This is a genomic window from Pseudoflavonifractor hominis (genome assembly GCF_014288125.1).
GTDB lineage: Bacteria > Bacillota > Clostridia > Oscillospirales > Oscillospiraceae > Pseudoflavonifractor_A > Pseudoflavonifractor_A gallinarum.
Genome location: NZ_JACOPR010000001.1, coordinates 78,790 through 101,211, shown reverse-complemented (window position 1 = coordinate 101,211; position 22,422 = coordinate 78,790). Strand labels below are relative to the sequence as shown.

Here is a 22,422-nt window from a genome sequence, read left to right as displayed (position 1 = left end):
AAAAAACGCGGAGTGTAAAGGGGCCAGACCAAAATTCACGAAACATTAAGAAGTAGTTTGTGGAATAGAAGGCGGTTTATTCTGTTCAGCGGAGCACGGCGCCCAGCTCGGTTTCCAGGGCCTTCAGGATGGCGGCCACATCGGCGTCGGCCTCCTCGGCGGTGAGGGAGCGGTCATCGGCACGGAGGACCAGGCTGAAGGCCACCGATTTCTTGCCCTCGTCTACGCCCTTGCCGCGGTAGATATCAAAGAGGGTGACCTCCTTGAGCAGACCCTTGGCGCCCCGACGGATGGAATCTTCCAGCGCGCCTACGGTGACGGCCTCGTCGCACACCACGGCGATGTCACGGGTGACGGCGGGGAACTTGGGCAGAGGCACATACTGGGGATCGGCCCCCTTGGCGGCAAAGAGAGCGGGGAAGGAGAGCTCTGCACAGTAGAGCTCAGCGTCCACCCCGTAGTTCCGGGCGGTGAGGGGATGGATCTGACCCAGCACGCCCACCTCGCGGCCGTCCACCAGGACCCGGGCACAGCGTCCGGGATGGTAGGAGGGGTTATCCGACACGGCCTCATAGGTCACATGCTCGGCCCGGATCGAGGAGAGGAGGGAATCCACCGCACCCTTGAGGGTGTAGAAGTCCATTCCGCCGCCGTAGGCGCCCAGGGAGAGGACCTTGGGCTCGTCGGCCATGCCGTCCTCCCGCTGGAAGTAGACCCGGCCCAGCTCATACAGGCGGGCGGACTTGTTGCGGTAGTTGTAGTTGCGGGTCAGGATCTCCAGCATGGAGGGGAGAATGGTGGTGCGCATGATGGAGGTATCCTCGCCCAGGGGGTTGCAGATGCGCATGGAGGCACGGCGGGGATCGTCGGGCGCCCAGCGGATCTTGTCATAGTAGGTGGGGCTGATGAAGGAGTAGGTGATGATCTCGTCATAGCCCAGGCTGCGGCAGGTCTGGCCCAGAGAGCGCTCCAGCTCCTGCTCGGGGGAGTAGCCGCCCCGGGTGGTCTGACCCCGCATGAGGGTGGTGGGGATATTGTTGTAGCCGTGGAAACGGGCCACCTCTTCGGCCAGATCGGCCATAGCCTCCACATCGCCGCGCCAGGAGGGGACAGTGACCATGCCGTCCTCCACTCCAAAGTCCAGCTTCTTCAGGATGGAGACCATCTCCTCGCCGGAGATCTCGGTGCCCAGCAGGGCGTTGATCTTGTCGGGCTCCAGGGGGAGAACACGGGGGTGGGGCACATAGTTGAGGATGTCGATGACTCCGTCCAGCACTTCGCCGGCCCCCAGCAGCTCCACCAGCTCACAGGCACGGTCCACGGCGGGGAGGGTATTCATGGGGTCCAGGCCCTTTTCAAACTTGGCGCTGGCCTCGGTACGCATGCCCAGGGCCAGAGCGCCCTTGCGGATGCAGGTGCCGTCGAAATTGGCCGACTCGAACACCACGTCCACCGTGTCGGAGACGATCTCGCTGTTCTCACCGCCCATGATGCCGGCCAGGCCCACGGCGCGATGCTCGTCGGCGATGACCAGGTGATTGGCGTTGAGCTTGCGGACCTGTCCGTCCAGAGTGGTGAGCTCCTCGCCCTCGCTGGCCCGGCGGACGATGATCTTGCCGCCCTTCACATAGCGGTAGTCAAAGGCGTGCATGGGCTGGCCGTACTCCAGCATCACATAGTTGGTGATATCCACGATGTTGTTGATGGGACGCACACCCATGGCGCGCAGCCGCTCCCGCATCCACTTGGGGGAGGGGCCGATCTTCACGTTGCGGACCATCCGGGCAGTGTAGCGGGGGCACAGGTCGGGATCGGGGGTCTCCACATCCAGCAGCTCGATCAGATTGCCGGGGCCGCCGCCCTTCACCACGGGGGTGTGGAGGCGCAGGGGCGCGCCGTAAGTGGCGGCAACCTCCCGGGCCAGGCCGATGACGCTGAGGCAGTCGGGGCGGTTGGGGGTGATCTCAAACTCCACCACCGAGTCGTCCAGACCGATGATACCCTTGATATCGTCGCCCGGCTTGCACTCTTCCCGGAGGATGAAGATGCCGTCGGGGATGCAGTGGGGGAACTCCGCCTGCTGCGCGTGGAGATCCTCCAGCGTGCAGATGGAGCCGGACTTGGTGTTGTAGGCCACCAGATCCGCCTCGTGGAGGTTGGGGCAGGCCGTCGTGGTGTCGGCGGTACCCTCGCCCAGATCCAGAGAGACGCGGAAGCTGCCGTCCGGCTGGGTCTCGCACGCCTGCACCTTGGCGCAGATCACCGGGCCAAAGACCTTGTGGCCGGGCTGGATGTCTGCCGGGATGGAGGGCTTGTCCGCATCCAGGGGATGGTAGTCGTTCAGGAGGGCAGCGGGGGTGATGGCGGCATAGGGGAAGTCCCGCTCCTCCAGACCCAGCTCAGACAGTCCGCAGAGCATGCCGTTGGAGACCACGCCGCGCAGCTTGCCCTTCTCGATCTTCACGCCGCCGGGCAGGGTGGACTTGTGCCGGGCCACGGGGACCAGGTCGCCCACATGGACGTTCCAGGCACCGGTGACGATCTGAACGGGCTCGGCCTCGCCCACGTCGATCTGGCAGACCCACATATGGTCGCTGTTTTCGTGGCGGGCCATGGACAGCACTTTGCCCACCATCACATTGGAGATCTCTGCGCCCAGGTTCTCGGTGGTCTCCACCTTGGAGCCGGACAGGGTCATGGCCTCTGCAAAATCATGATCGGAGGCGTCGACGGTGACAAACTCGCCGAGCCATTTACGAGATAGATTCATATCTTAAAACTCCCTTATCACATCAGGCTTTTCATCGTGGGGACGGCCTCTGACCGCCCCTGCGGCTGCGGAGGGCCGCCTTAGAACTGCTCCAGGAACCGCACGTCGTTTTCGAAGATGAGGCGCAGGTCGGCGATCTTGAAGCGGCGCATGGCGGTGCGCTCCAGCCCGATGCCGAAGGCCCAGCCGGAGTAGACCTCCGGGTCGATGCCGGCCATCTTCAGGACCTTGGGGTGGATCATACCGGCGCCCAGCATCTCGATCCAGCCCTCGCCCTTACAGGTGGGGCAGCCCACGCCGCCGCACTTGTGGCACTGCACGTCCATCTCACAGGAGGGCTCGGTGAAGGGGAAGTGGTGGGGACGGAAGCGGGTCTTGGTGCCCTTGCCGTAGAGCTGCTCCACCACCGTGTTGAGGGTGCCCTTCAGGTCGGCCATGGTGACGCCCTTGTCGATGACCATGCCCTCCACTTGGTGGAACATGGGGGAGTGGGTGGCGTCCACCTCGTCCTTGCGGTACACCCGGCCGGGGGCGATGATGCGGATGGGCAGCTCCATGGTCTCCATGGCGCGGACCTGCATGGGGGAGGTCTGAGAGCGGAGCATCACCCGGCTGTCCTGGTCAAAATAGAAGGTGTCCGACCAGTCGCGGGAGGGATGGCCCTCCTCGGCGTTGAGCTTGTCAAAGTTGTACTCGGCCAGCTCCACCTCGGGGCCGTCCAGCACGGTGAAGCCCATGCCCACAAAGATATCCTTGAGCTCGTCCAGGGCGATATACATGGGGTGACGGTGGCCCAGATGGGGGGCCTTGCCGGGAATGGTCACATCCAGGGCCTCAGCGGCCAGACGCTGGTCGAGAGCCTCCTCCTCCAGGGCAGCCTGACGCTCCTCCAGGGCGGCGGTGAGGGCCTCACGGACCTCGTTGGCCATCTGGCCCACCACAGGACGCTCCTCCGCAGAGAGAGATCCCATCATCTTGAGCACGTTGGTGAGCTCACCCTTTTTTCCCAGGTACTTGACCCGCAGGGCATCCAGGTCCTGGGCGCTGCCGGCCTGGGCAAAGGCGGAGAGCGCCTCCTGGCGGATCTGTTCCAGCTTCTCTTTCATATCGTACGCTCCTTTAAGCATTTGTAGACTGTGAGGGGAAGGGCAGCAAAAAAGCCCTCCGCCCCAAGTTATGGGACGAAAGGCCAACCTTCCGCGGTACCACCCGCATTCCCGCGCACTGCGCGGGCACTCTGACCCCGGTAACGGAGGGAAACCGTCCCTGTCTCCAGGGCCGCTCCGGGGCGAACCAAACGGCGGGACGCCAACATCCGCTTTCAGCCGGTGACGGATGCTCTCTGATGGGTCGAAAACCGTTATTTTCCCCTTCTTTGCATGTAAGATAATATATAGCACGTTTTGGGCTCAATTGCAAGGAGAACTTCCCGCTTTTCCGAAAAAAGGCGAAAAAATCCCGCCGCACCAGCGGTACGGCGGGATGGAAACTTACATACCCTTGTGCAGGATGGGGGAGAGGGACTTGTAGATCAGGAAGCACAGGGCGGCGTCGATGAGGCCCTTGACCAGGGTGAAGGGGGCGTTGAACACGATCAGGCATTCCAGCAGACTGTTGACCGAGGGACGGATGGCCTGGTACATTCCCAGGATGGCGTCGATGGGCATGAAGTTGGAGTAGATGGGATAGGTCACATAGTAGTTGAGGGGGATGGAGAAGAGGGCCATGATGACCGAGCCGATCAGCACGCCGATGAGCGCGCCCTTGCGGGACTTCATCCGGCGGTAGAGGAGTCCGGCGGGGATCACGAAGCTGGCGCCCAGCAGGAAGTTGCACAGCTCACCAGCACCGGCGGTGGAGGTGATCATCAGGTGGATCAGGTTCTTCACCAGGCAGACCACCGTGCCGTAGACCGGGCCAAGGGCGAAAGCGGCCAGCAGAGCGGGCAGCTCAGAAATATCCATCTTGACAAAGCTGGGGATCAGGGGGACCGAGAAGTCCAGGAACATCAGCACAAAGGCGATGGCCGAGAGCATAGCGGTCACGGTGAGGGCGCGGACGCGGGTCAGGCTGCGGCGGGGAAAGACGCCGGCGGTGGTGTTCTGGGGGTTGGACATAAAAAAACACTCCTTTTTGCTAGTAACACCTGAAAGCCCATGTCTTTCAGGTGTCAAACACAAAACAGGAGGTGCGTGTTTGGAAGTGGGGAACCACTTCCCAGCGGACACATCTTCTTTCATCCAGACTTCGCATCCAAAAGGATACGTCACTGTCGGTCCCGGAGTTACACCGGGTCTGCGCAAGCGCGCTCGCGGACTATACCGCCGATCGGGAATTTCACCCTGCCCTGAAGACATCACATTCAGTTGTTCTGTTTTTATTATAGCAGGACATCTCGAAAATGCAACCCCCAAAATGAGAGAAAGAAAAAGAAACTAATGTTCGATAAATAATTGACTTCCGCAGGGGGATATACTAAAATAACAGGCATGGAGATGGGAACAAGAGAGGATCCATCCGATGTCCGGCAGAAGGGAGAAGAAGAATGGACCGCGACACCACGTGTTGTTTTACCGGGCACCGGCCCGAGAAGCTGCCCTGGCGCAATCGGGAGGAGGACCCCCGCTGTCTCGCCCTCAAGGCCCGGATCGACCGGGAACTGGAGGCGGCGTATCGGGACGGATACCGCCACTTTATCTGCGGAATGGCCCAGGGAGCGGACTTCTATTTCTGCGAGGCGGCCCTTGCCCTGCGGGACCGGCGGGCAGGGGTTACGGTAGAGGCCGCCATCCCCTGCGAAGAGCAGTGCGCCCGCTGGAGCGAGGGGGCCAGAAACCGCTATTTTGACCTGGTGGGGCACTGCGACAAGGAGACCATGGTGCAGCGGCACTATGACAAGGGATGCATGCTCCGGCGCAACCGCTACATGGTGGACCGCTCTTCCCGCCTCATCGCCGTGTACGACGGGCTGCTGGGGGGGACCATGTATACCGTCTCCTACGCCATGAAGCAGGGGCTTAAAGTGGTCCTGCTGGACCCGGAGGAGCCGGAAGGATAGAGGGACCGCTCCAACGTTGGAAACAGCCTCCCGGAGAAAAAATATAGACCCGGCGTCTTTTGGGGCCAATTGGGCTCAAAAGACGCCGGGTTTTTCACGTTTTTTCGGGAGTTCCGTTTGGGACAAGTCCCGGAGCGACCCAAAACAGATTAGAACAGGTTGCCGTTCTCATCGAACTCCAGATCATAGGGATCGGAGAGAATCTCGATGTTGGGGTTGGCCTTGGCCTGGGGCAGCAGGCCCTCGGAGATCTCGATATACTCGATGTGGGCGGTGTTGGGAATGCGGATCATCTTCATGTTGTTCTGATCCTCCGCATCCGGGCAGCAGCACAGGGCCAGCTGGAGGGCCTCCCGGTCGTTGTCCATGATCATGGGGATCTTCATCAGGTGAAGGAAGGTGTTGGTCACGCCGGTGGGATAGGTCATCTCCAGCTTCATCTTGTTGTAGAGACGGCGGGTGGTGACCTCAGCCAGACCGATGCCCTGGGCGTTGCCGTGGGTCTCGTCGGTCAGGTCCAGGATGACCACCTTCTCGGCCTCAATGCCGCCGGAGCAGTACTTGGGCTGGACGAAACGGCCGGAGACGTTGGGGTCCATGCCGTCGCCGGAGATGTTCTTGCCGATCTTGTCCACCACCAGCACGTCGCACTTGTCAAAGAGGAGGTGGGCGATGGTCTGATAGGAGATCTCCTTGAGCTTGGGCTCCTCGGTGATGATCTCCTCGGGGCTCAGGCCCTGGATGAGGTAGGTCTCGTCATAGGCGTTCTCGATGATGGCGATACCGCCCAGGATGTTGCAGTTTTTCAGGATGGTCAGGCCGTACTCCTCCACCAGCTCGTGCATGATGGCGGGGCTCTGGTGGTGGATGTTCTCGGCGCCGTGCTGCTTGCCCAGGCCGATGGCCATCATCTTCATCAGACCGCTCTCGTACTTACCGCGGAAGGAGGTGTGGGGCTTGATGCGGTTGAAGAGAAGGATACCGTCGGCAGCGGCAGCGTGCTTGTCGATGCGCACGGGCAGATGACGCACGCCGGACAGACCGATCTCCACGGTGTCCATGCAGCTGACGATGGGGCAGCCCATGTTCTCCTCGGTGATGCCGTAGTCGGCCAGGATCTGGCGCTGACCCTCGGCGGTGGCGCCGCCGTGGCTGCCCATGGCGGCCACGATGAAGGGCTCGGCGCCCTTGGACTTGACAAAGTCCACCATGGCCCGGGCCATGACGGCATAGTGGTTGATGCCGCGGCTGCCGCAGGTGATGGCGATGCGCATACCGGGCTGGATGCGGCTGGCGATGACATCCCGGGAGAGCTGCTCGGTCACGGTCTCAGCGATCTTGTCGGCGGGGATATGGCTCTCGTCATAGCGCTCGCGGATCTTGACCATCTTGGGAATGGGGACATTTTTGATGAGGTCGGTAATGGTTTCCATGGACGATTCCTCCTTAGTCATTACAATGTCTGACCGAATCCGGCGGAAAGGACCTTACAGGGACAAACCGATCTGGTCAAACTGCCGTTGATTCCGATATACGGAATGTATTTCCAATATAAAAAGACAAACCAAATTCAGACATAATACATGTTTATTATGACCCTTTCCGTGTGGATTGTCAAGAGAGAAAGGCCCCGCGCCGCCACTGGCGGCACGGGGCCCTGCGACACCGTTTACTGAGTTTCCAGGCGGATCTGTCCGTCCTGGGCGGTGGCGCGGATCTCGTAGAGAGGATGCAGATAGCTCTCGATGAGCTTGGTGGCAATGCCGTCCTCCAGATCCCGCTGGATCTGGCGGCGGAGGTTGCGGGCACCGTAGGTGAGGGAGTAGGACTTCTCCACCAGGTAATCCAGCAGGGACTCGTCCCAGGAGAAGGTGATGTCCTTCTCCCGCAGGTTGGTCTGGAGCTCGGTGAGCATGATGCTGGCAATGGCCTTGAAGTTCTCCTCAGAGAGCTTGTTGAAGTAGACGATCTCGTCCACGCGGTTGATGAACTCGGGGCGGAGGAAGGACTCCAGCGCCTTCATGACCCGCTCCCGGCCCTGCTCGTTGGCGGTGCGGCCAAAGCCCACGCTGCCGGCTGACTTGGTGTCGCTGCCCGCGTTGGAGGTCATGACGATGACGGTGTTCTCAAAGTTCACGTTCCGGCCCTGGGCGTCGGTGATGTGGCCGTCGTCCAGGATCTGGAGCAGGATGTTGAGCACGTCGGGGTGGGCCTTCTCGATCTCGTCGAAGAGGACCACGCAATAGGGCTTGCGGCGTACCTTCTCGGTGAGCTGTCCGGCCTCGTCGTAGCCCACATAGCCCGGGGGAGAGCCGATGATGCGGCTGACCGCGAACTTCTCCATGAACTCGGACATATCCAGGCGGATGAGAGACTCAGGAGAGTGGAACATGTCCATGGCCAGGCGCTTGACCAGTTCGGTCTTGCCCACGCCGGTGGAGCCCACGAAGAGGAAGGAGACCGGCTTGCGCTTGGAGGCGATGCCCACGCGGCCCCGGCGCACGGCGGCGGCCACAGCCTTTACCGCCTCGTCCTGGCCGATGATGTGCTCCTTGAGGCGGTCCTCCAGCTTGGCCAGGCGCTCATACTCGGCCTCCTGAATCTGGCTGGCCGGGATCTTGGTCCACAGCTCGATGACCCGGGCCAGATGCTCCACCGTGAGGGGCGGGGCGCTCTGGGCTTCCAGCTTGTGGAGCTCCTCCTCCAGCTGGAGCTGGCGGCTCTTCATCTCGGCCAGGCGCTCATACTGATTGCCGTCGGTCTCGGTGGAGAGGGAGATGTGGTCCTTGTTGAGGGCGGAGAGCTCCCGCTGGAGGCGGGCGGCCTCCCGCTCGTTGTCCCGCAGGCCGGCCTCCTGGTCGGGAGCGGCCGAGAGAGCGGCGTGCTCCTCATTGAGCTTACCCAGCTGGCGGCGGAGCTCGGCCTGCTTCTGCTCGTTGGCCTTGAGGCTGTTCTGGCGCTTGTACTCCCGGTCGTTGGACTCGCTGACCATCCGGTCCCGCTCCTTGGAGAGCTCATCCAGCTCCTTGCGGACCTGGGCCTCCCGGGCCAGATTGGTGTTGTGGAGGTTCACGTCGGAGCAGGCCTCGTCAATGAGGTCGATGGCCTTGTCGGGGAGGAAGCGGTCAGTGATGTACCGCTCGCTCATGGTGACGGCCAGGCGGCACATCTGGGGAGAGATGGAGACAAAGTGGTAGTTCTCATAGTAGGGGGCGATGCCCTCGATGATCTTCACCGCGTCGTCAATGGAGGGCTCCTCCACGATGACGGGCTGGAAGCGGCGCTCCAGCGCGGTGTCCTTCTCGATGTGCTTGCGGTACTCGGTGAGCGTGGTGGCGCCGATGACCTGGATCTCGCCCCGGGAGAGAGCGGGCTTGAGGATGTTGGCGGCGTTCATGGAGCCCTCGGCATCACCCGCGCCCACGATGTTGTGGACCTCGTCGATGACCAGGATGATGTTGCCCAGCTTCTTGATTTCTTCAATGAGTCCCTTCATGCGGCTCTCGAACTGGCCGCGGAACTGGGTGCCCGCCACCAGGGCGGTCAGATCCAGGAGATAGACCTCCTTGTCCAGGAGCTTATAGGGGACCTGCCGGTTGTAGATACGCTGGGCCAGGCCCTCGGCGATGGCGGTCTTGCCCACGCCGGGCTCACCGATCAGGCAGGGGTTGTTCTTCTGCCGGCGGTTGAGGATCTGGATGGTGCGCTGGATCTCTTCCTCCCGGCCAATGATATTGTCCAGTTTGCCCTCGGCGGCCTTCTGGGTCAGAGAGATGCAGTAGTTCTCCAAAAATTTCCGCTTGGGGGGACGCTCTCCCTTGCCCTTTTCCTCCCGGTTGGGGCGGGGGCCGTCCATGGAGGGACCACCCGGCTCCTCCTCCGAGCGGGGATTGGAGCCCGCGCCAAAGAGCTTATTGAGGAAGGGGAAGGTGGCGGTCTTGCCGTCCTCCTCGTCGTCCTCCTCGGATTCCGACGGGATGAGACCGGCCAGACTCTCGGGGGAGCCCATGGCGGTCATCATGTCGTTGGAGAGGCTCTCCAGATCCTCGTCGGTGATCCCCATTTTCTGCATCATATCCTGAAGCGGCTGAATGCCGATTTCCTTGGCGCATTTTAGACAGAGGCCCTCTGTCTTGGCCACGCCGTTCTCCATCTTCTGGATGAAGACGACGGCCACATTTTTATGACATCTGGAACAGAGTGTCGGCTGCATGGATGATTTCAACTCCTTTTCCGGCGCGGCTGGACCGCGCGCGGGTGGGCGGACAGAACGCCGCCCTCCAGTTTATTGATTCTAGCCCGAAATTATGAACTGCGTATGAATGTAGGAGAAACAAGTCCCGTTCCGGGCATCAGCTCTTCCGCCGACCGGTGAGGGAGAGGTATTGCAGGAGATAACTCACGAAGGCCAGGATGGTCAGGACCAGGGCCAGGGTGATCAGGCCGGTGGCCCAGGAGGAGGGAATGCCGGGGAAGAGGACCAGTGCGGCACACACCACAAAGAACACGCCGGTGGAGACTTTTCCCAGCCAGTTGGAGGGGATCACGTCCTCTGTCTTATGGTACATGGACAGGGCTCCCACGCCCATGGCGGCCTCCTTCAGGAAGAAGACCACCACAGCCCAGAGGGGGATGATGCCCGCGGCGGTGATACAGACAATGACCGTAAAGGTCATCAGCTTGTCCGCCAGAGGGTCCAGAATGCGGCCCAGACGGGTGACCTGGTGGAAATGGCGGGCGATCCAGCCGTCGGCGATATCGGTGACAAAGGCTAGGGCGTACACTCCGGCAGCCCAGCTGCGGGCGGACGGGTCGGGCAGGAAAAAGACCGCCGCAAAGACCGGCACCATGGCCAGGCGGAGCAGTGAGAGCAGATTTGGTACATTCATACGGATTTACCTCCCAATGGGTGTGAAGCGCCTCATACCGCCAGATCCGTCAGGGCAGTAAGGGGATTGTGCTCCACCAGAGCGCGCAGGAGGGTGGTCTGGGCCACCGTCTCCTCCGGAACGAAATGGCCAAGAGACTGGAGCAGCCAGGTGACCAGAAAGAGCACCAGCAGGGCCTTGACCAGCCCGATGGCGGCACCGCCGGTCTTGTTGAGAAAGTGCAGTCCCGGCAGGCGGGCCACCAGATTGAGTGCCCGGCTCAGCCAGCCCCAGAGGGCCAGGATCAGAGTGAAGGACACCAGGAAGATGATGCGGTAGGCGATGGACTGGGCCATGGCGGCCCCTGCGCTGGCGGCGGCCGAGACCGCCCCGTTCATACCCTCCTCCACGGTGTGCTGGAGGGAGTCCACCAGATTCTCATAGAGCCCCAGATCCTTGAGGACGGAGAGCACGTCGGAGAGGGGGTCCTCGCCGGCGGATACCTCCTCTGCCGGCGGAGGAGCGGAGAGCCCCTCCTCCAGCCGCTCTTCGATGAGCTGGGAGATCTTAGGCTCCAGCGCCTGGCCTACGGCGGGAGAGAGGGTGCGGGCAGCGATCCCCGCTCCGGCGAAAGCTACCAGCACCGCCAGCAGCCCGCACAGGGAGAGGACCAGACCTTTGCGCCATCCCTTCCAGATAAACAGGGCAGCGACCGCTACCACGATCAGATCAAGTAGATAGGGCATGGAAAAAACCTCCTCAGTTGGGAACATAGAGATGGGCCGTGTCGGCGTTCATAAGCATGGTAGAGCCGTCGGAGCGCTGGATGACCCGCCGGGCGCCCTGGGTGGTCTCCAGAGAACGGTAGAGGGTGAGATCCGGGGTGTACAGATCCAGCCGTCCCGCCGAGAGCACCGCAATGTAATTGCCGGCGGCCGAGAGAGAAAAGACCTGGTCATGGAGGGAAGAGGATGCCTTGACCTGGCCGGTATGGTCCAGCACGATGAGGTCGGCGGCGCTTCCGGCCCGGTACTTGCCCAGCAGGAGAACGGCATAGCCTTCCCCGTTCAGGGAAAAGCCCTTGAGGTATTGGCCGGAATAGTCGTAGCTCCCCTTATTCTCGCCACTGGGAGAGACGAGGGTAAAGGATGACTGCCCCAGGACCCAGATTCCGTCCGATTTCCAGGCCAGATCCAGGGGAACGTCATTGCCCAGAGAGCAGGTGTGATCGGGAGAGACGTCCTCTTCGGTCCGGGAGAGCTGATAGAGCTCCAGCGTGCTCTCAAAGGTGCTCCCGTTCACGCCCAGGGTGACCAGAGCCACCGACTTGCCGTCCGGAGAGAGGGTCGCGTCACTCACGAAGCGGCTGGAGAGCTTGATGCGCATGATGGGCTGAAAATCCTGCCCATAGACCGTCACGGTGCCCTTGTATCCGCTCTCCTGGGCGACTACCACCAGGGAGCCCTCCTGGTTGAGGCGGGCCGAGAGAAGAGACTCGTCCTCCTTGAGGGAGAGGGAAAAGACCTGCTCCTTTCCGGAAAAGACAAAGAGATCCTGTCCGCCCGCGTCGTAGACCACGGCGCTGTGCTCGGTGCTGTGGATGACCGGATGCTCCATGGAGATCGTCTGGTCCACATAGAGGGTCCCGCTGCCGGAATAGAGACGGATGGAGGCGGTGGAGCACACCAGCAGCCCGTCGTCCAGGGTGGCAAAGCTGCTGGCGCTTCCGCCGTCGTAGGAAAAGGACTCGGCCTGGCCGCTGTCGCTGCGCTCCAGAGAGCGGTAGTTGAACCAGCGGCGCACCCCGTCCAGATTCAGCTTGTCCCGGTTGGCCACCAGGGCCACCGCCCCGGCCATCAGGGCCAGAGTCACCAAAAAGGCCAGCAGACGCAGCAGGCGGCTGGGGCGTTTTTTGGGTGGGGTTGGCTTTGGTTGCAGCAGTTCCATAGATTGCCTCCTGTTAGGCTCAGCGGAAGGGAACGACCTGTCCCAGGGTGTCCTCCGGATACCAGAGACGGGTCATGTAGAGTCCGCCCGGCGGGACAGTGGGACCCGCCGCCGTGCGGTTGCGGGACTCCAACAGACGGGGGATGTCGTCGGGGGAGAGCTTCCCCTCGGCGGCGTAGACGCAGGTGCCCACCAGAGCCCGCACCATATTGTAGAGAAAACCGTTGGCGCAGACCCGGCAGGTGATGAGGTCCCCCGCCCGGGTGATGTCAAAGTAGTGGATGGTGCGCACCGTGGACTGGACCTCGGTGCCCACCGACTGGACGGCGGCAAAGTCGTGGGTACCCACAAACTGGCTGGCCGCCGCCTGCATCACCTTCTCGTCCAGGGGCTTGGGATAGAACCAGGCCCGGTCCACGAAGAAGGCGTTGCGGATGCGGGAGTTGTAGATGCGGTAGGTGTACTCCTTTTTCAGACAGGAGCCGATGGCGTTGAAGGAGTCGGGCACCTCGGCGGCCCGGACCACCACGATGTCGTCGGGCAGGCGGGTGTTGACCGCCAGGGGGAGCCGCTCACAGGGGATGGAAGAGGTGGTGTGGAAATTGGCCACATAGGTCTCGGCGTGGACCCCGGCATCGGTGCGTCCGGCGCCGGTACACTTGACCGGGTGGCAGACCACGGTGGACAGGGCCTTTTCCAGGGTCTCAGCCACGGTGGTGACCGTCTTCTGCACCTGCCAGCCGTGATAGGCGGTGCCCACATACATCAGTTGCAGCGCGATATTTCTCATAGCAGATCTCATTCACCTTGAAAGTTGATAAGGCCGGAGAATGGGATTCTCCGGCCTGGGAATATTACAGGCCGAAGTGCCGCAGGACGGACACGGCGGCCACCAGGGCGACGCCCAGGACCAGAGCGGCGCAGTCGGCGCGCTGGAAATGGAGCTGACGCATCCGGGTGCGGCCCTCTCCGCCATGGTAGCAGCGGCACTCCATGGCCACCGCCAGCTCATCGGCCCGCCGGAAGGCGGAGATGAACAGGGGCACCAGCAGAGGCACCAGGGCCTGGGCCTTCTGGATCAGATTGCCCGAGTCAAAGTCGGCGCCTCTGGCCCGCTGGGCCGACATGATTTTGTCGGTCTCCTCGATGAGGGTGGGGATGAAGCGCAGGGCAATGGACATCATCATGGCCAGCTCATGGACGGGGAAGCGCAGGTGCTTGAGGGGGGAGAGCAGCTTTTCCAGTCCGTCGGTGAGCAGGATGGGGGAGGTGGTATAGGTGAGCAGGAAGGTACAGGTAATGAGCAGGGTGATGCGCAGCACCATAAAGACGGCGGCCCAGATGCCCTCGACGGTGATCCGGAGGAAGCCCCAGCGCCACAGCTCCTGCCCGGGGGTGTAGAAGAGGTTGAGCACCGCCGTCAGGATGACGATGATGAGCACCGGACGCATCCCGCGGACGATGGATTTGAGGCCCACGTGGGAGATGGCCACGGCCCCTGCCAGCACGGCGATGACCAGGGCGTAGGAGACCACCTGCTTGCACAGGAAGAGGGCCACGATGTAGAGGGTGGTCAGCAGGATCTTGGTGCGGGGGTCCATCCGGTGGAGGATGGTGTGACCGGGGAAATACTGTCCCAGGGTGATGTCTTTCAGAGCCATATCAGACCGCCCCCTTTCTCTTGAGCGCATCCAGCAGGACCTGGCGTGCCTGGGCGATGGTGTAGACCGAGGGGTCGATATCCACGCCCATGGAGCGCAGGCGGTGGAAGACCCGGGTCATCTGGGGCACGCCCAGACCCATGGCCTCCAGCTCCTCCCCATGGCGGAAGACCTCCCGGGGGGGACCCTCAAAGGGAATGGTCCCGTCGTTGACCACCACCAGGCGGTCCACCGTCCGGGCTACCTCCTCCATAGAGTGGGAGACCAGAATGATGGTGGCGTTGTTGGCCTCGTGGTAATCTCGGATGTTCTGGAGGATCTGCTCCACACCCACCGGGTCCAGCCCGGCGGTGGGCTCATCCAGAATGAGGACCTTGGGCTCCATGGCGATGACGCCGGCGATGGCCACCCGGCGCTTCTGACCGCCGGAGAGTTCAAAGGGGGAGCGCTCCAGCAGTTCATCCCGCAGACCCACGAAATGGGCGGCCTCCCGAACCCGGCGGTCGATCTCCTCTTCGGGCAGTCCCATGTTCCGGGGACCGAAGGAGATGTCCTTGTAGATGGTCTCCTCAAAGAGCTGGTACTCGGGATACTGGAACACCAGACCCACCTGGAAACGGGTCTGACGGGTGCGCTCCTTGGTCTCCCAGATGTCCTTTCCCTCAAAGAGGACCTGCCCGCCGGTGGGCTTGAGCAGACCGTTGAGGTGCTGGATGAGGGTGGATTTGCCCGAGCCGGTGTGGCCGATGATCCCCAGGTACTCCCCGGGGTAGGCGGCAAACTCCACGTCCAGCAGGGCAGCCCGCTCAAAGGGCGTGCCCTGGGAGTAGACGTGAGAGAGCTGATGTGTCTGAAGAATGGGTTCCAAATAACTTCATTCCTTTGCGAAAGTGGTGCATCTCCCCGGAGGGATGACGCCCGAAGAAGTGGCGGAGGCTCTCGCGCCTCAGCGGAAGAGTTGGTAGAGGGCCTGAGCGCACTCCTCGTCGCTCAGGGCGTCCAGGGGAACGTCCAGCCCGTCCTGCCGGAGCTGCCAGAGCAGCTCGGTGGTCTCGGGGACGGTGAGGCCCAGGGCCTTGAGCTCCTCCACCCGCTGAAAGACCTCCCGGGGAGCGCCGTCAGCCACCACCTGGCCCTTGGACATGACCACCAGACGGTCGGCCAGGGCGGCCTCGTCCATGTGGTGGGTGATGAGGATTACAGTGACCCCGGAGAGGCGGTTGAGCTTCTGTATGGTCTCCAGGACCTCCCGGCGGCCCACCGGGTCCAGCATGGCGGTGGGTTCGTCCAGCACGATGCAGCGGGGAGCCATGGCGATGACGCCGGCGATGGCGACTCGCTGCTTCTGTCCGCCCGAGAGAAGGTGGGGGGCGTGCTCCCGGAACTCATACATGCCCACGGCCTTGAGGGCCTCGTCCACCCGGCGGCGGATCTCAGCAGGGGGGACCCCCAGGTTTTCCGGGGCGAAGGCCACGTCTTCCTCTACCACATTGGCGACAATCTGGTTGTCCGGATTCTGGAAGACCATGCCCACGGTGCGGCGGATGTCCAGCAGGAGGGACTCGTCAGCGGTGTCCATGCCCGCCACATAGACCGCCCCGCCGCTGGGGAGGAGGATGGCGTTGAGGTGCTTGGCCAGGGTGGATTTGCCCGAACCGTTGTGCCCCAGGACCGCCACGAAGGAGCCCTCCTCAATGGAGAGGTTCACTCCGTTGAGCACCGAGGGGGAGGCGCCCTCCGCCCCGGTGTAGGAAAAGTGCAGATCTCTGGTTTCAATGATGGCGTTGCTCATAGTCGATATCCTCAAATCTCAGAAGGGTGGGTCCCTCAGCGGTCGGCCAGCCAGCGTCCGGTGGCGCCGCAGGGGAGGGCCAGCCCGGTCTCACTGACCCGCAGGCCCAGCTCCTGGCTGTCGGTGTGGCCTCCGTGTTTGGAGGAGACGATGGTCTCCAGGATGTAAGTGAGCACCGAGGGGGCAAGGCCGGTGGTGTAGGAGTTGATGATGACAAAGAGGGGGGTGTCCGAGAGGACGCCCGAGACCAGCTCCACAAAGGGATAGAGGTTCTCCTCCAGCTTCCAGATCTCACCGGAGGGGCCCCGGCCATAGGAGGGAGGGTCCATGATAATGGCGTCATACCGCCGGCCCCGGCGGATCTCCCGCTCCACGAACTTGCCGCAGTCGTCAATGATCCAGCGGATGGGGGCATCCTCCAGCCCGGAGGAGCGGGCATTCTCTCTGGCCCAGCTCACCATGCCCTTGGCCGCGTCCACGTGGCAGACCGAAGCCCCCGCCGCGGCACAGGCCACGGTAGCTCCGCCGGTATAGGCAAAGAGGTTGAGCACCTGGATGGGACGGTTGGCTCGGCGGATCTGCTCCCGGGCCCAGTCCCAGTTGGCGGCCTGCTCAGGGAAGAGGCCGGTGTGCTTGAAATTCATGGGCTTAATATTAAAGGTGAGGTCCCGGTAGTCCACCGTCCAGCGTTCGGGCAGATCCTTCTTCTCCCAGGCGCCCCCGCCGGTGGAGGAGCGGGCATAGCGGGCCTCGTGCTTCTTCCAGCCGGGATGTCTCCGGGGCGTATTCCAGATGGCCTGGGGGTCGGGGCGGACCAGGAGATGCTTCCCCCAGCGTTCCAGTTTTTCCCCACGGCCGCAGTCAATCAGTTCATAGTCTTTCCAGGCGTCGGAAATCCACATAGTGCATTCGCTCCATCTATCAATCTCATCCATCGCAGGGCGATGGAAATGGTACAATCAGGTTATTATATCACCTGGCCCCGGCCAGCGTCAAATAGAATAGGATTGTATTGCCCGCAAAATTGTGATAAAATACCCCTGATTCGAGCAATACCCTGAGAGAAGGAGCGTGTACGTAGATGGAGGCAGCGGACATTCAGTTCCGTACCGCCGCATTGGGCGGGTTCAGTAAGCAGGACGTACTGGACTATATCGAGAAGGCCAATCAGGACCACGCCGCCAAGGTGGAGGGACTTCAGAAAGAGCTCTCCGCCATGACGGAGGAGCGGGACAAACTCAAAGCGCGGGTGGAAGAGGCCGAGGGGCGTCTGGTGGAGCTGTCGGCCCAGGTACAGAAGCTCACCGGCGAGCTGGCCGAGCGGGGTGCCGCTCTAGAGCAGAGCCGGGGCGAGCGGGAGCTCCAGGCAGAGGAGCAAAGCGCCCTCCAGAACCAGCTCTCCGACCTGAAGGAGCGCCTGGAGAAAAGCGAGCAGGGGGCCAGAGCTTACGAGGCCATCAAGGACCGCACGGCCGGCATCGAGCTGGAGGCCCACTGCCGTGCCCAGGGGATCGAGGCGGCCGCCCGGGAGCAGGTGGAGAAGGCCCGCCAGGAGCTGGAACAGTGGATCTACAAAGTGCAGGCCGGCTATGACCGGATGCGCACGGATATTGAGGCCACCATCGCCCACACAGCCGGGGAGCTGGACCGGGTGCGCAAGAGCATGGAGGGACTCACCGCCGAGTTCGGTGACCATGACGCCGAGCTCAAGCTGCTGCTGGAGACCTATGAGGAGGCCATCGGGCCCCGGATGCCCGAGCCTCTGCCGCTGGATGAGGAGTGAGGAGAGATGGAATACCGTCTGCATACACAGGACCTGCGCAGCCACATTCCTGCGCTGAAGGCGGGAGACCGGGTGATCCTGAGCGGGACCATCTACACCGCCCGGGACGCGGCTCACAAGCGCTTTTTTGAGCTTCTGGACCGGGGAGAGGACCTGCCCTTCCCGCTGCGGGACGCGGTGATCTACTATGCCGGCCCCACCCCGGGACAGCAGGGCATGGCGGTGGGAGCCTGCGGCCCCACCACGGCCAGCCGGATGGACGCCTTTGCCCCCCGGCTGCTGGACCTGGGCCTGGGTGCCATGATCGGCAAGGGAGAGCGCAGCCAGGAGGTGGTGGACGCCATCGTCCGCAACGGGGCGTGCTATTTCGCGGCGGTGGGAGGCGCGGGGGCGCTGATCGCCCGCTGCATCAAGGCCGCCGAGGTCATCGCCTTTGATGAGCTGGGCTGTGAGTCGGTGAAGAAGATGACCGTGGAGGACTTCCCCCTGACGGTCGCCATCGACAGCACGGGCGGAAATCTCTTCCGCAGCGGCCGGGCCGAATACGCCGCGAAATAAGATCATCTGAATACGAAAAGCGGACCGGAATTGTTCCGGTCCGCTCTTTTCATATATACGTAAGTGTTTGGCTGTGCTATGGATTGTAGAGATGGCAGGCCACCCGGTGACCGGGCTCCAGCTCCCGGGTCTGGGGCGGCTGCTCCTTGCAGATTCCCATGCAGTGGGGGCAGCGGTCGTGGAAGGCACAGCCGCTGGGGGGATCAGCCGGGCTGGGCACATCGCCCTCCAGATGGATGCGCTCCTTTTCCTCCGACGGATCCCGCTTGGGAATGGCGGAGAGAAGGGCCTTGGTGTAGGGATGGAGAGGATTGCGGTAGACATCCTCGGTGCTGCCCGTCTCCACCAGACGACCCAGATACATCACACCCACCCGGTTGCTGATGTGGCGCACCACGTTCAGATCGTGGGAGATGAAAAGATAGGAGAGCTTCAGATCCTGCTGAAGTCCCATGAGCAGGTTGAGGATCTGGGACTGGATGGACACGTCCAGCGCGGAGACCGGCTCGTCAGCCACCACGAAGCGGGGCTTGCAGATGAGGGCCCGGGCGATGGCGATGCGCTGACGCTGCCCGCCGGAGAACTGATGGGGATAGCGCTCCAGATGCTCCGCCGTGATGCCCACAGCCTGAGCGATCCACTGGATCTGCTCCTCCCGCTCCTTGGGGGAGAGATGGAAGTGGGTGAGCAGCGGCTCCTCCAACAGCTTATGTACCGTCATGCGGGGGTTGAGGGAGGCATAGGGGTCCTGGAAGATGAGCTGCATGTCCCGCCGCTTCAGCCGCAGCTGCTCCCGGCTCAGGGTACACAGGTCGGTGCCGTCAAAGAGGACCTTTCCGCCAGTTGGCTCGATGAGGCGGAGGATGCTCCGGCCGGTGGTGGACTTGCCGCAGCCCGACTCGCCCACCAGGCCGAAGGTCTCCTGCTCCCGGATCTGGAAGGAGACATCCTCCACCGCATGGACATGGCCTACGGCCTTGCGCATCACGCCGCCCCGGATGGGAAAGTAGGTTTTCAGATGCTGGACGTCCAGCAGAATGTTTTCCTGACTCATCGTGCCGCCTCCTTCTCTGCGCCGCCGGCGTGGAGCCAGCAGCGGCACTGGTGCCCGGGGGCCACCTCGGTCAGCGGCGGAACCGCCTCCCGGCAGCGGGCCGTGCAGTGTTCGCACCGGTCGGCAAAGCGGCAGCCGGAAGAGAACTGCCCGGCGGTGGGCACGGTGCCCTGGATGGTATAGAGCTCCTTCTGCTCTCCGCCCAGAGAGGTCACCGAGCGCAGCAGTCCGCTGGTATAGGGGTGGGCTGTGTGGTGGAAGATGTCGTCCACGCTGGCCTGCTCCACTACCTGGCCGGCATAAAAGACCGCCACCTGTTCACAGGTCTCGGCGATGACGCCCAGGTCATGGGTGATCATGATGACCGAGGTGTCATAGCTCTCCCGCAGTTCGTTCATCAGGTCCAGAATCTGGGCCTGAATGGTCACGTCCAGGGCGGTGGTGGGCTCATCGGCGATGAGGAGCCGGGGATTGTTGATGAGGGCAATGGCGATCATGACTCGCTGAAGCATGCCGCCGGAGAGGTGGTGGGGATACTCCTTCAGGATCTCCTCTGCCCGGGGGATCTTGACCTTGCGGAGCATCTCCAGGGCGGCCTCCCGCATGGCGGAGCGGCTGAGATCGGTGTGGAAGCGGAGGGACTCCACGATCTGGTCTTCGATGGTATACATGGGGTCCAGGGCGGTCATGGGCTCCTGAAAGATCATGGAGATCTCCTTGCCCCGCAGCTGCTGCATCTGCTTTTTCGGAAGGGAGAGCAGCTCGGTATCGGTCCCATTCTCCCGCTGGAAGCGGATGCTGCTCCCTGCACCTACGGAAAGAGGGAAGGAGAGCAGTCCCATGATGGAGGAACAGGTGATGCTCTTCCCGCAGCCGGACTCGCCCACGATGCCGAAATTCTGTTTTTTATCAATGTTGAGGTCAATTCCCTCCACCAGCTTGACCGGAGGCGTCCGCCGTCCCCGGTACAGGTCGATGGAGAGATTGCGCATTTCCAAGAGATGATCCATGTCGGCAGTCCTCCCATCAGGTTTTGAGCTTGGGGTCCAGCACGTCGCGGAGGCTGTCGCCCAGGATGTTGAAGAGCAGGATGGTCACAATGATGAAGAGTGCGGGGAAGATGGCCATCCAGGGGGCCTGCTCCATAAAGGTGCGGGCCTCGGAGAGCATGGAGCCCCAGGAGGGATCGGGGGGCTGGATGCCCAGGCCCAGGAAGCTCATGGAGGCCTCGGTGAGAATGGCGCTGGAGAGGGCCAGGGTAGCCTGCACGGTAAAGGGCGCCACCACGTTGGGGGAGATGTGCCGCACCAGGATGGCGCCCGTCCGGACGCCCACGCTCCGGGCGTTGGAGACATACTCCAGGCCCTTGGCCGAGATGACCGCCGCCCGCACGGTCCGGGCAAAGACGGGAATGTTGACGATGCCAATGGCGATCATGGTGTTGACCAGGCCCCGTCCCAGCACCGCCGAGATGAAGATGGCCAGCAGGATGGAGGGGAAGGCAAAGAGGATATCCATCACACACATGATGACCCGGTCCACCCAGCCCTCAAAATAGCCCGCCAGCAGGCCCAGGATGTAGCCGGCCACCGCGCCGATACCCACGGCGATGATGCCCACCTCCAGAGAGACCCGGGCGCCGTAGAGGATGCGGCTGAAGATGTCCCGGCCGTAGTTGTCGGTGCCGAACCAATAGTCGGCGCTGGGGGCGGATTTGGGCATGGCCACCATCTTGTCCGGCTCAAAGGGAGCAGCCAGGGGGGCAAAGATGGCCACTAGGATGACCAGCAGAATGCCGATCATGCCGATGCGCCCCATGGGATCCTTCCACAGATCCCGGATCGTCTGTCCAAGTCGTTTCATGGTAATCCTCCTGCCGTCAGTCGTAAGAGATACGGGGGTCAATGTAGGCGTACAGCAGGTCGGTCACCACATTGACCAGTACGTACACAAAGGCGATAAAGAGCACGCAGCCCTGCACCACGGGGTAATCCCGCTGGTTGATGCCGGTCAGGGTCATCTGGCCCAGGCCGGGGAGGGAAAAGATCTGCTCCACGATGACCGCGCCGCCCAGCAGGGAGCCGATCTGCATGCCCACCAGTGTGACGATGGGGATGAGGGCGCTGCGCAGGACGTGCTTGAAGATGGCCACCCGCTCACTGGCGCCCTTGGCCCGGACGGTGCGGACAAAGTCCTGCCGCAGGACCTCCAGCACCGACGAGCGGGTCATACGCATGACGGAGCCCGAGATGGAGATGCCCAGGATCGAGGCCGGGAGGATCATGATCTGAAGGTTGCGCAGGGGGTCCTCAAAAAAGCCCACATAGCCCAGGGGGGAGAAGTAACCGAAGGCCAGGGAGAGGAAGAGGATCAGCAGGATGGACAGGGCAAAGCCGGGGACCGAGACGCCCAGCAGGGCAAAGACCCGGATCAGCCGGTCGGCCATGGAGTTGCGCTTGACCGCGGCGAGGATGCCCAGAGGGATGGCCACGAACCAGGAGATAACGGCGGCCAGGATGGTGAGCTCAGCGGTCACCTGAAAGCGGGTGAGGATCTGGGGCAGGATGGGCTCCGCCGTGCGGATGGATTCCCCGAAATCGCCCCGGAGCACGCCGCCGATCCAGTCCAGATACTGTACGATATAGGGGCGGTCCAGGCCGTATTTGGCGGCCAGCTGAGCCCGCAGCTCAGGCGTGGCCTCCACGCCCAGGATACCCGAGATCACGTCGCCGGGGATCATCTTCATGACGGCGAAGATCAGAATACTGATGCCCAGCAAGACCGGAATGAGCTGAAGGATGCGGCGAATGGTGTATTGTTTCATCGTGTCACACTCCCTTTCGAACGGTGCCTTGGATTGAGGATTGACCGCCACCCGCCCGGGAAGGGGGGCGGAGAGCGGTCAGTCCTCAATCAGGAGAAGCGCGGGGG

The 22,422-nt window shown here is 62.6% G+C and carries 20 protein-coding genes and 1 riboswitch; of the genes, 3 read left to right on the top strand and 17 right to left on the bottom strand.

What is annotated here, in order from left to right; all coding sequences use genetic code 11:
• Positions 1 to 85 precede the first annotated feature (85 nt).
• From pheT to H8S34_RS00485, 3 genes are all read right to left on the bottom strand, one after another.
• The gene (pheT, locus tag H8S34_RS00495) at positions 86 to 2,770 is read right to left on the bottom strand and encodes a phenylalanine--tRNA ligase subunit beta (protein WP_101693420.1); all 2,685 of its coding nucleotides are present in this window, start codon (positions 2,768 to 2,770) and stop codon (positions 86 to 88) included.
• Positions 2,771 to 2,850: 80 nt separating this feature from the next.
• On the bottom strand, positions 2,851 to 3,876 hold the full coding sequence (pheS, locus tag H8S34_RS00490) for a phenylalanine--tRNA ligase subunit alpha (protein ID WP_186962764.1): 1,026 nt from the start codon (positions 3,874 to 3,876) through the stop codon (positions 2,851 to 2,853).
• 384 nt (positions 3,877 to 4,260) lie between these two features.
• On the bottom strand, positions 4,261 to 4,887 hold the full coding sequence (locus H8S34_RS00485) for an ECF transporter S component (protein ID WP_101693418.1): 627 nt from the start codon (positions 4,885 to 4,887) through the stop codon (positions 4,261 to 4,263).
• Positions 4,888 to 4,994: 107 nt separating this feature from the next.
• Positions 4,995 to 5,129: riboswitch (FMN riboswitch) on the bottom strand.
• Between the two features lie 186 nt (positions 5,130 to 5,315).
• On the opposite strand from H8S34_RS00485, the gene H8S34_RS00480 reads away from it, so the two are divergent.
• Entirely contained in the window at positions 5,316 to 5,828 is a 513-nt protein-coding gene (locus H8S34_RS00480) for an SLOG family protein (protein ID WP_101693417.1), read from the top strand.
• Positions 5,829 to 5,977: 149 nt separating this feature from the next.
• Here H8S34_RS00480 and H8S34_RS00475 read toward each other — a convergent pair whose 3' ends face one another.
• The 10 genes from H8S34_RS00475 to H8S34_RS00430 form a co-directional block, all read right to left on the bottom strand.
• A complete protein-coding gene (locus H8S34_RS00475; RefSeq protein WP_186962763.1) occupies positions 5,978 to 7,261 on the bottom strand; it encodes a nickel pincer cofactor-dependent isomerase, group 22 in 1,284 nt (427 codons plus the stop codon).
• Between the two features lie 236 nt (positions 7,262 to 7,497).
• On the bottom strand, positions 7,498 to 10,041 hold the full coding sequence (locus H8S34_RS00470) for an ATP-dependent Clp protease ATP-binding subunit (protein ID WP_186962762.1): 2,544 nt from the start codon (positions 10,039 to 10,041) through the stop codon (positions 7,498 to 7,500).
• Positions 10,042 to 10,180: 139 nt separating this feature from the next.
• Positions 10,181 to 10,717, bottom strand: coding sequence for a CDP-diacylglycerol--glycerol-3-phosphate 3-phosphatidyltransferase (gene pgsA / locus H8S34_RS00465; RefSeq protein WP_101693414.1), 537 nt, complete (start codon positions 10,715 to 10,717; stop codon positions 10,181 to 10,183).
• 32 nt (positions 10,718 to 10,749) lie between these two features.
• Positions 10,750 to 11,442: a CvpA family protein gene (locus H8S34_RS00460; RefSeq protein ID WP_186962761.1), complete on the bottom strand. Its 693-nt coding sequence runs from the start codon at positions 11,440 to 11,442 to the stop codon at positions 10,750 to 10,752.
• A 13-nt stretch (positions 11,443 to 11,455) separates the two neighbouring features.
• Positions 11,456 to 12,643 (bottom strand): DUF5711 family protein, encoded by a 1,188-nt coding sequence (locus tag H8S34_RS00455; RefSeq protein ID WP_186962760.1) that lies wholly within the window; start codon positions 12,641 to 12,643, stop codon positions 11,456 to 11,458.
• A gap of 19 nt (positions 12,644 to 12,662) precedes the next feature.
• Positions 12,663 to 13,433: a tRNA pseudouridine(38-40) synthase TruA gene (truA, locus tag H8S34_RS00450; RefSeq protein WP_101693411.1), complete on the bottom strand. Its 771-nt coding sequence runs from the start codon at positions 13,431 to 13,433 to the stop codon at positions 12,663 to 12,665.
• 64 nt (positions 13,434 to 13,497) lie between these two features.
• Positions 13,498 to 14,304 carry an energy-coupling factor transporter transmembrane component T family protein gene (locus tag H8S34_RS00445; RefSeq protein WP_101693410.1) on the bottom strand — a complete coding sequence of 269 codons (807 nt, stop codon included), beginning with the start codon at positions 14,302 to 14,304 and terminating at the stop codon, positions 13,498 to 13,500.
• Position 14,305: 1 nt separating this feature from the next.
• The gene (locus H8S34_RS00440) at positions 14,306 to 15,172 is read right to left on the bottom strand and encodes an energy-coupling factor transporter ATPase (protein WP_186962759.1); all 867 of its coding nucleotides are present in this window, start codon (positions 15,170 to 15,172) and stop codon (positions 14,306 to 14,308) included.
• 78 nt (positions 15,173 to 15,250) lie between these two features.
• Positions 15,251 to 16,096 (bottom strand): energy-coupling factor transporter ATPase, encoded by an 846-nt coding sequence (locus H8S34_RS00435; protein ID WP_186962758.1) that lies wholly within the window; start codon positions 16,094 to 16,096, stop codon positions 15,251 to 15,253.
• 35 nt (positions 16,097 to 16,131) lie between these two features.
• Positions 16,132 to 16,998 carry a class I SAM-dependent methyltransferase gene (locus tag H8S34_RS00430; RefSeq protein ID WP_186962757.1) on the bottom strand — a complete coding sequence of 289 codons (867 nt, stop codon included), beginning with the start codon at positions 16,996 to 16,998 and terminating at the stop codon, positions 16,132 to 16,134.
• Positions 16,999 to 17,177: 179 nt separating this feature from the next.
• Between H8S34_RS00430 and H8S34_RS00425 the strand changes: the two genes are divergently transcribed.
• Positions 17,178 to 17,879, top strand: coding sequence for a coiled-coil domain-containing protein (locus H8S34_RS00425; protein ID WP_101693406.1), 702 nt, complete (start codon positions 17,178 to 17,180; stop codon positions 17,877 to 17,879).
• A gap of 6 nt (positions 17,880 to 17,885) precedes the next feature.
• Positions 17,886 to 18,437 (top strand): Fe-S-containing hydro-lyase, encoded by a 552-nt coding sequence (locus tag H8S34_RS00420; RefSeq protein WP_186962756.1) that lies wholly within the window; start codon positions 17,886 to 17,888, stop codon positions 18,435 to 18,437.
• A 76-nt stretch (positions 18,438 to 18,513) separates the two neighbouring features.
• On the opposite strand, the gene H8S34_RS00415 is transcribed toward H8S34_RS00420, so the two are convergent.
• Genes H8S34_RS00415 through H8S34_RS00400 form a run of 4 tightly spaced genes read right to left on the bottom strand, consistent with a single transcriptional unit; the run spans position 18,514 to position 22,315 of the window.
• Positions 18,514 to 19,491, bottom strand: coding sequence for an ABC transporter ATP-binding protein (locus H8S34_RS00415; protein WP_186962755.1), 978 nt, complete (start codon positions 19,489 to 19,491; stop codon positions 18,514 to 18,516).
• Positions 19,488 to 20,501: an ABC transporter ATP-binding protein gene (locus H8S34_RS00410; RefSeq protein ID WP_186962754.1), complete on the bottom strand. Its 1,014-nt coding sequence runs from the start codon at positions 20,499 to 20,501 to the stop codon at positions 19,488 to 19,490. The genes H8S34_RS00415 and H8S34_RS00410 overlap by 4 nt, the downstream gene beginning before the upstream one ends.
• A 16-nt stretch (positions 20,502 to 20,517) precedes the next feature.
• Positions 20,518 to 21,354 carry an ABC transporter permease gene (locus H8S34_RS00405; protein WP_101693402.1) on the bottom strand — a complete coding sequence of 279 codons (837 nt, stop codon included), beginning with the start codon at positions 21,352 to 21,354 and terminating at the stop codon, positions 20,518 to 20,520.
• A gap of 16 nt (positions 21,355 to 21,370) precedes the next feature.
• Positions 21,371 to 22,315: an ABC transporter permease gene (locus tag H8S34_RS00400; protein ID WP_101693401.1), complete on the bottom strand. Its 945-nt coding sequence runs from the start codon at positions 22,313 to 22,315 to the stop codon at positions 21,371 to 21,373.
• Between the last annotated feature and the right edge of the window lie 107 nt (positions 22,316 to 22,422).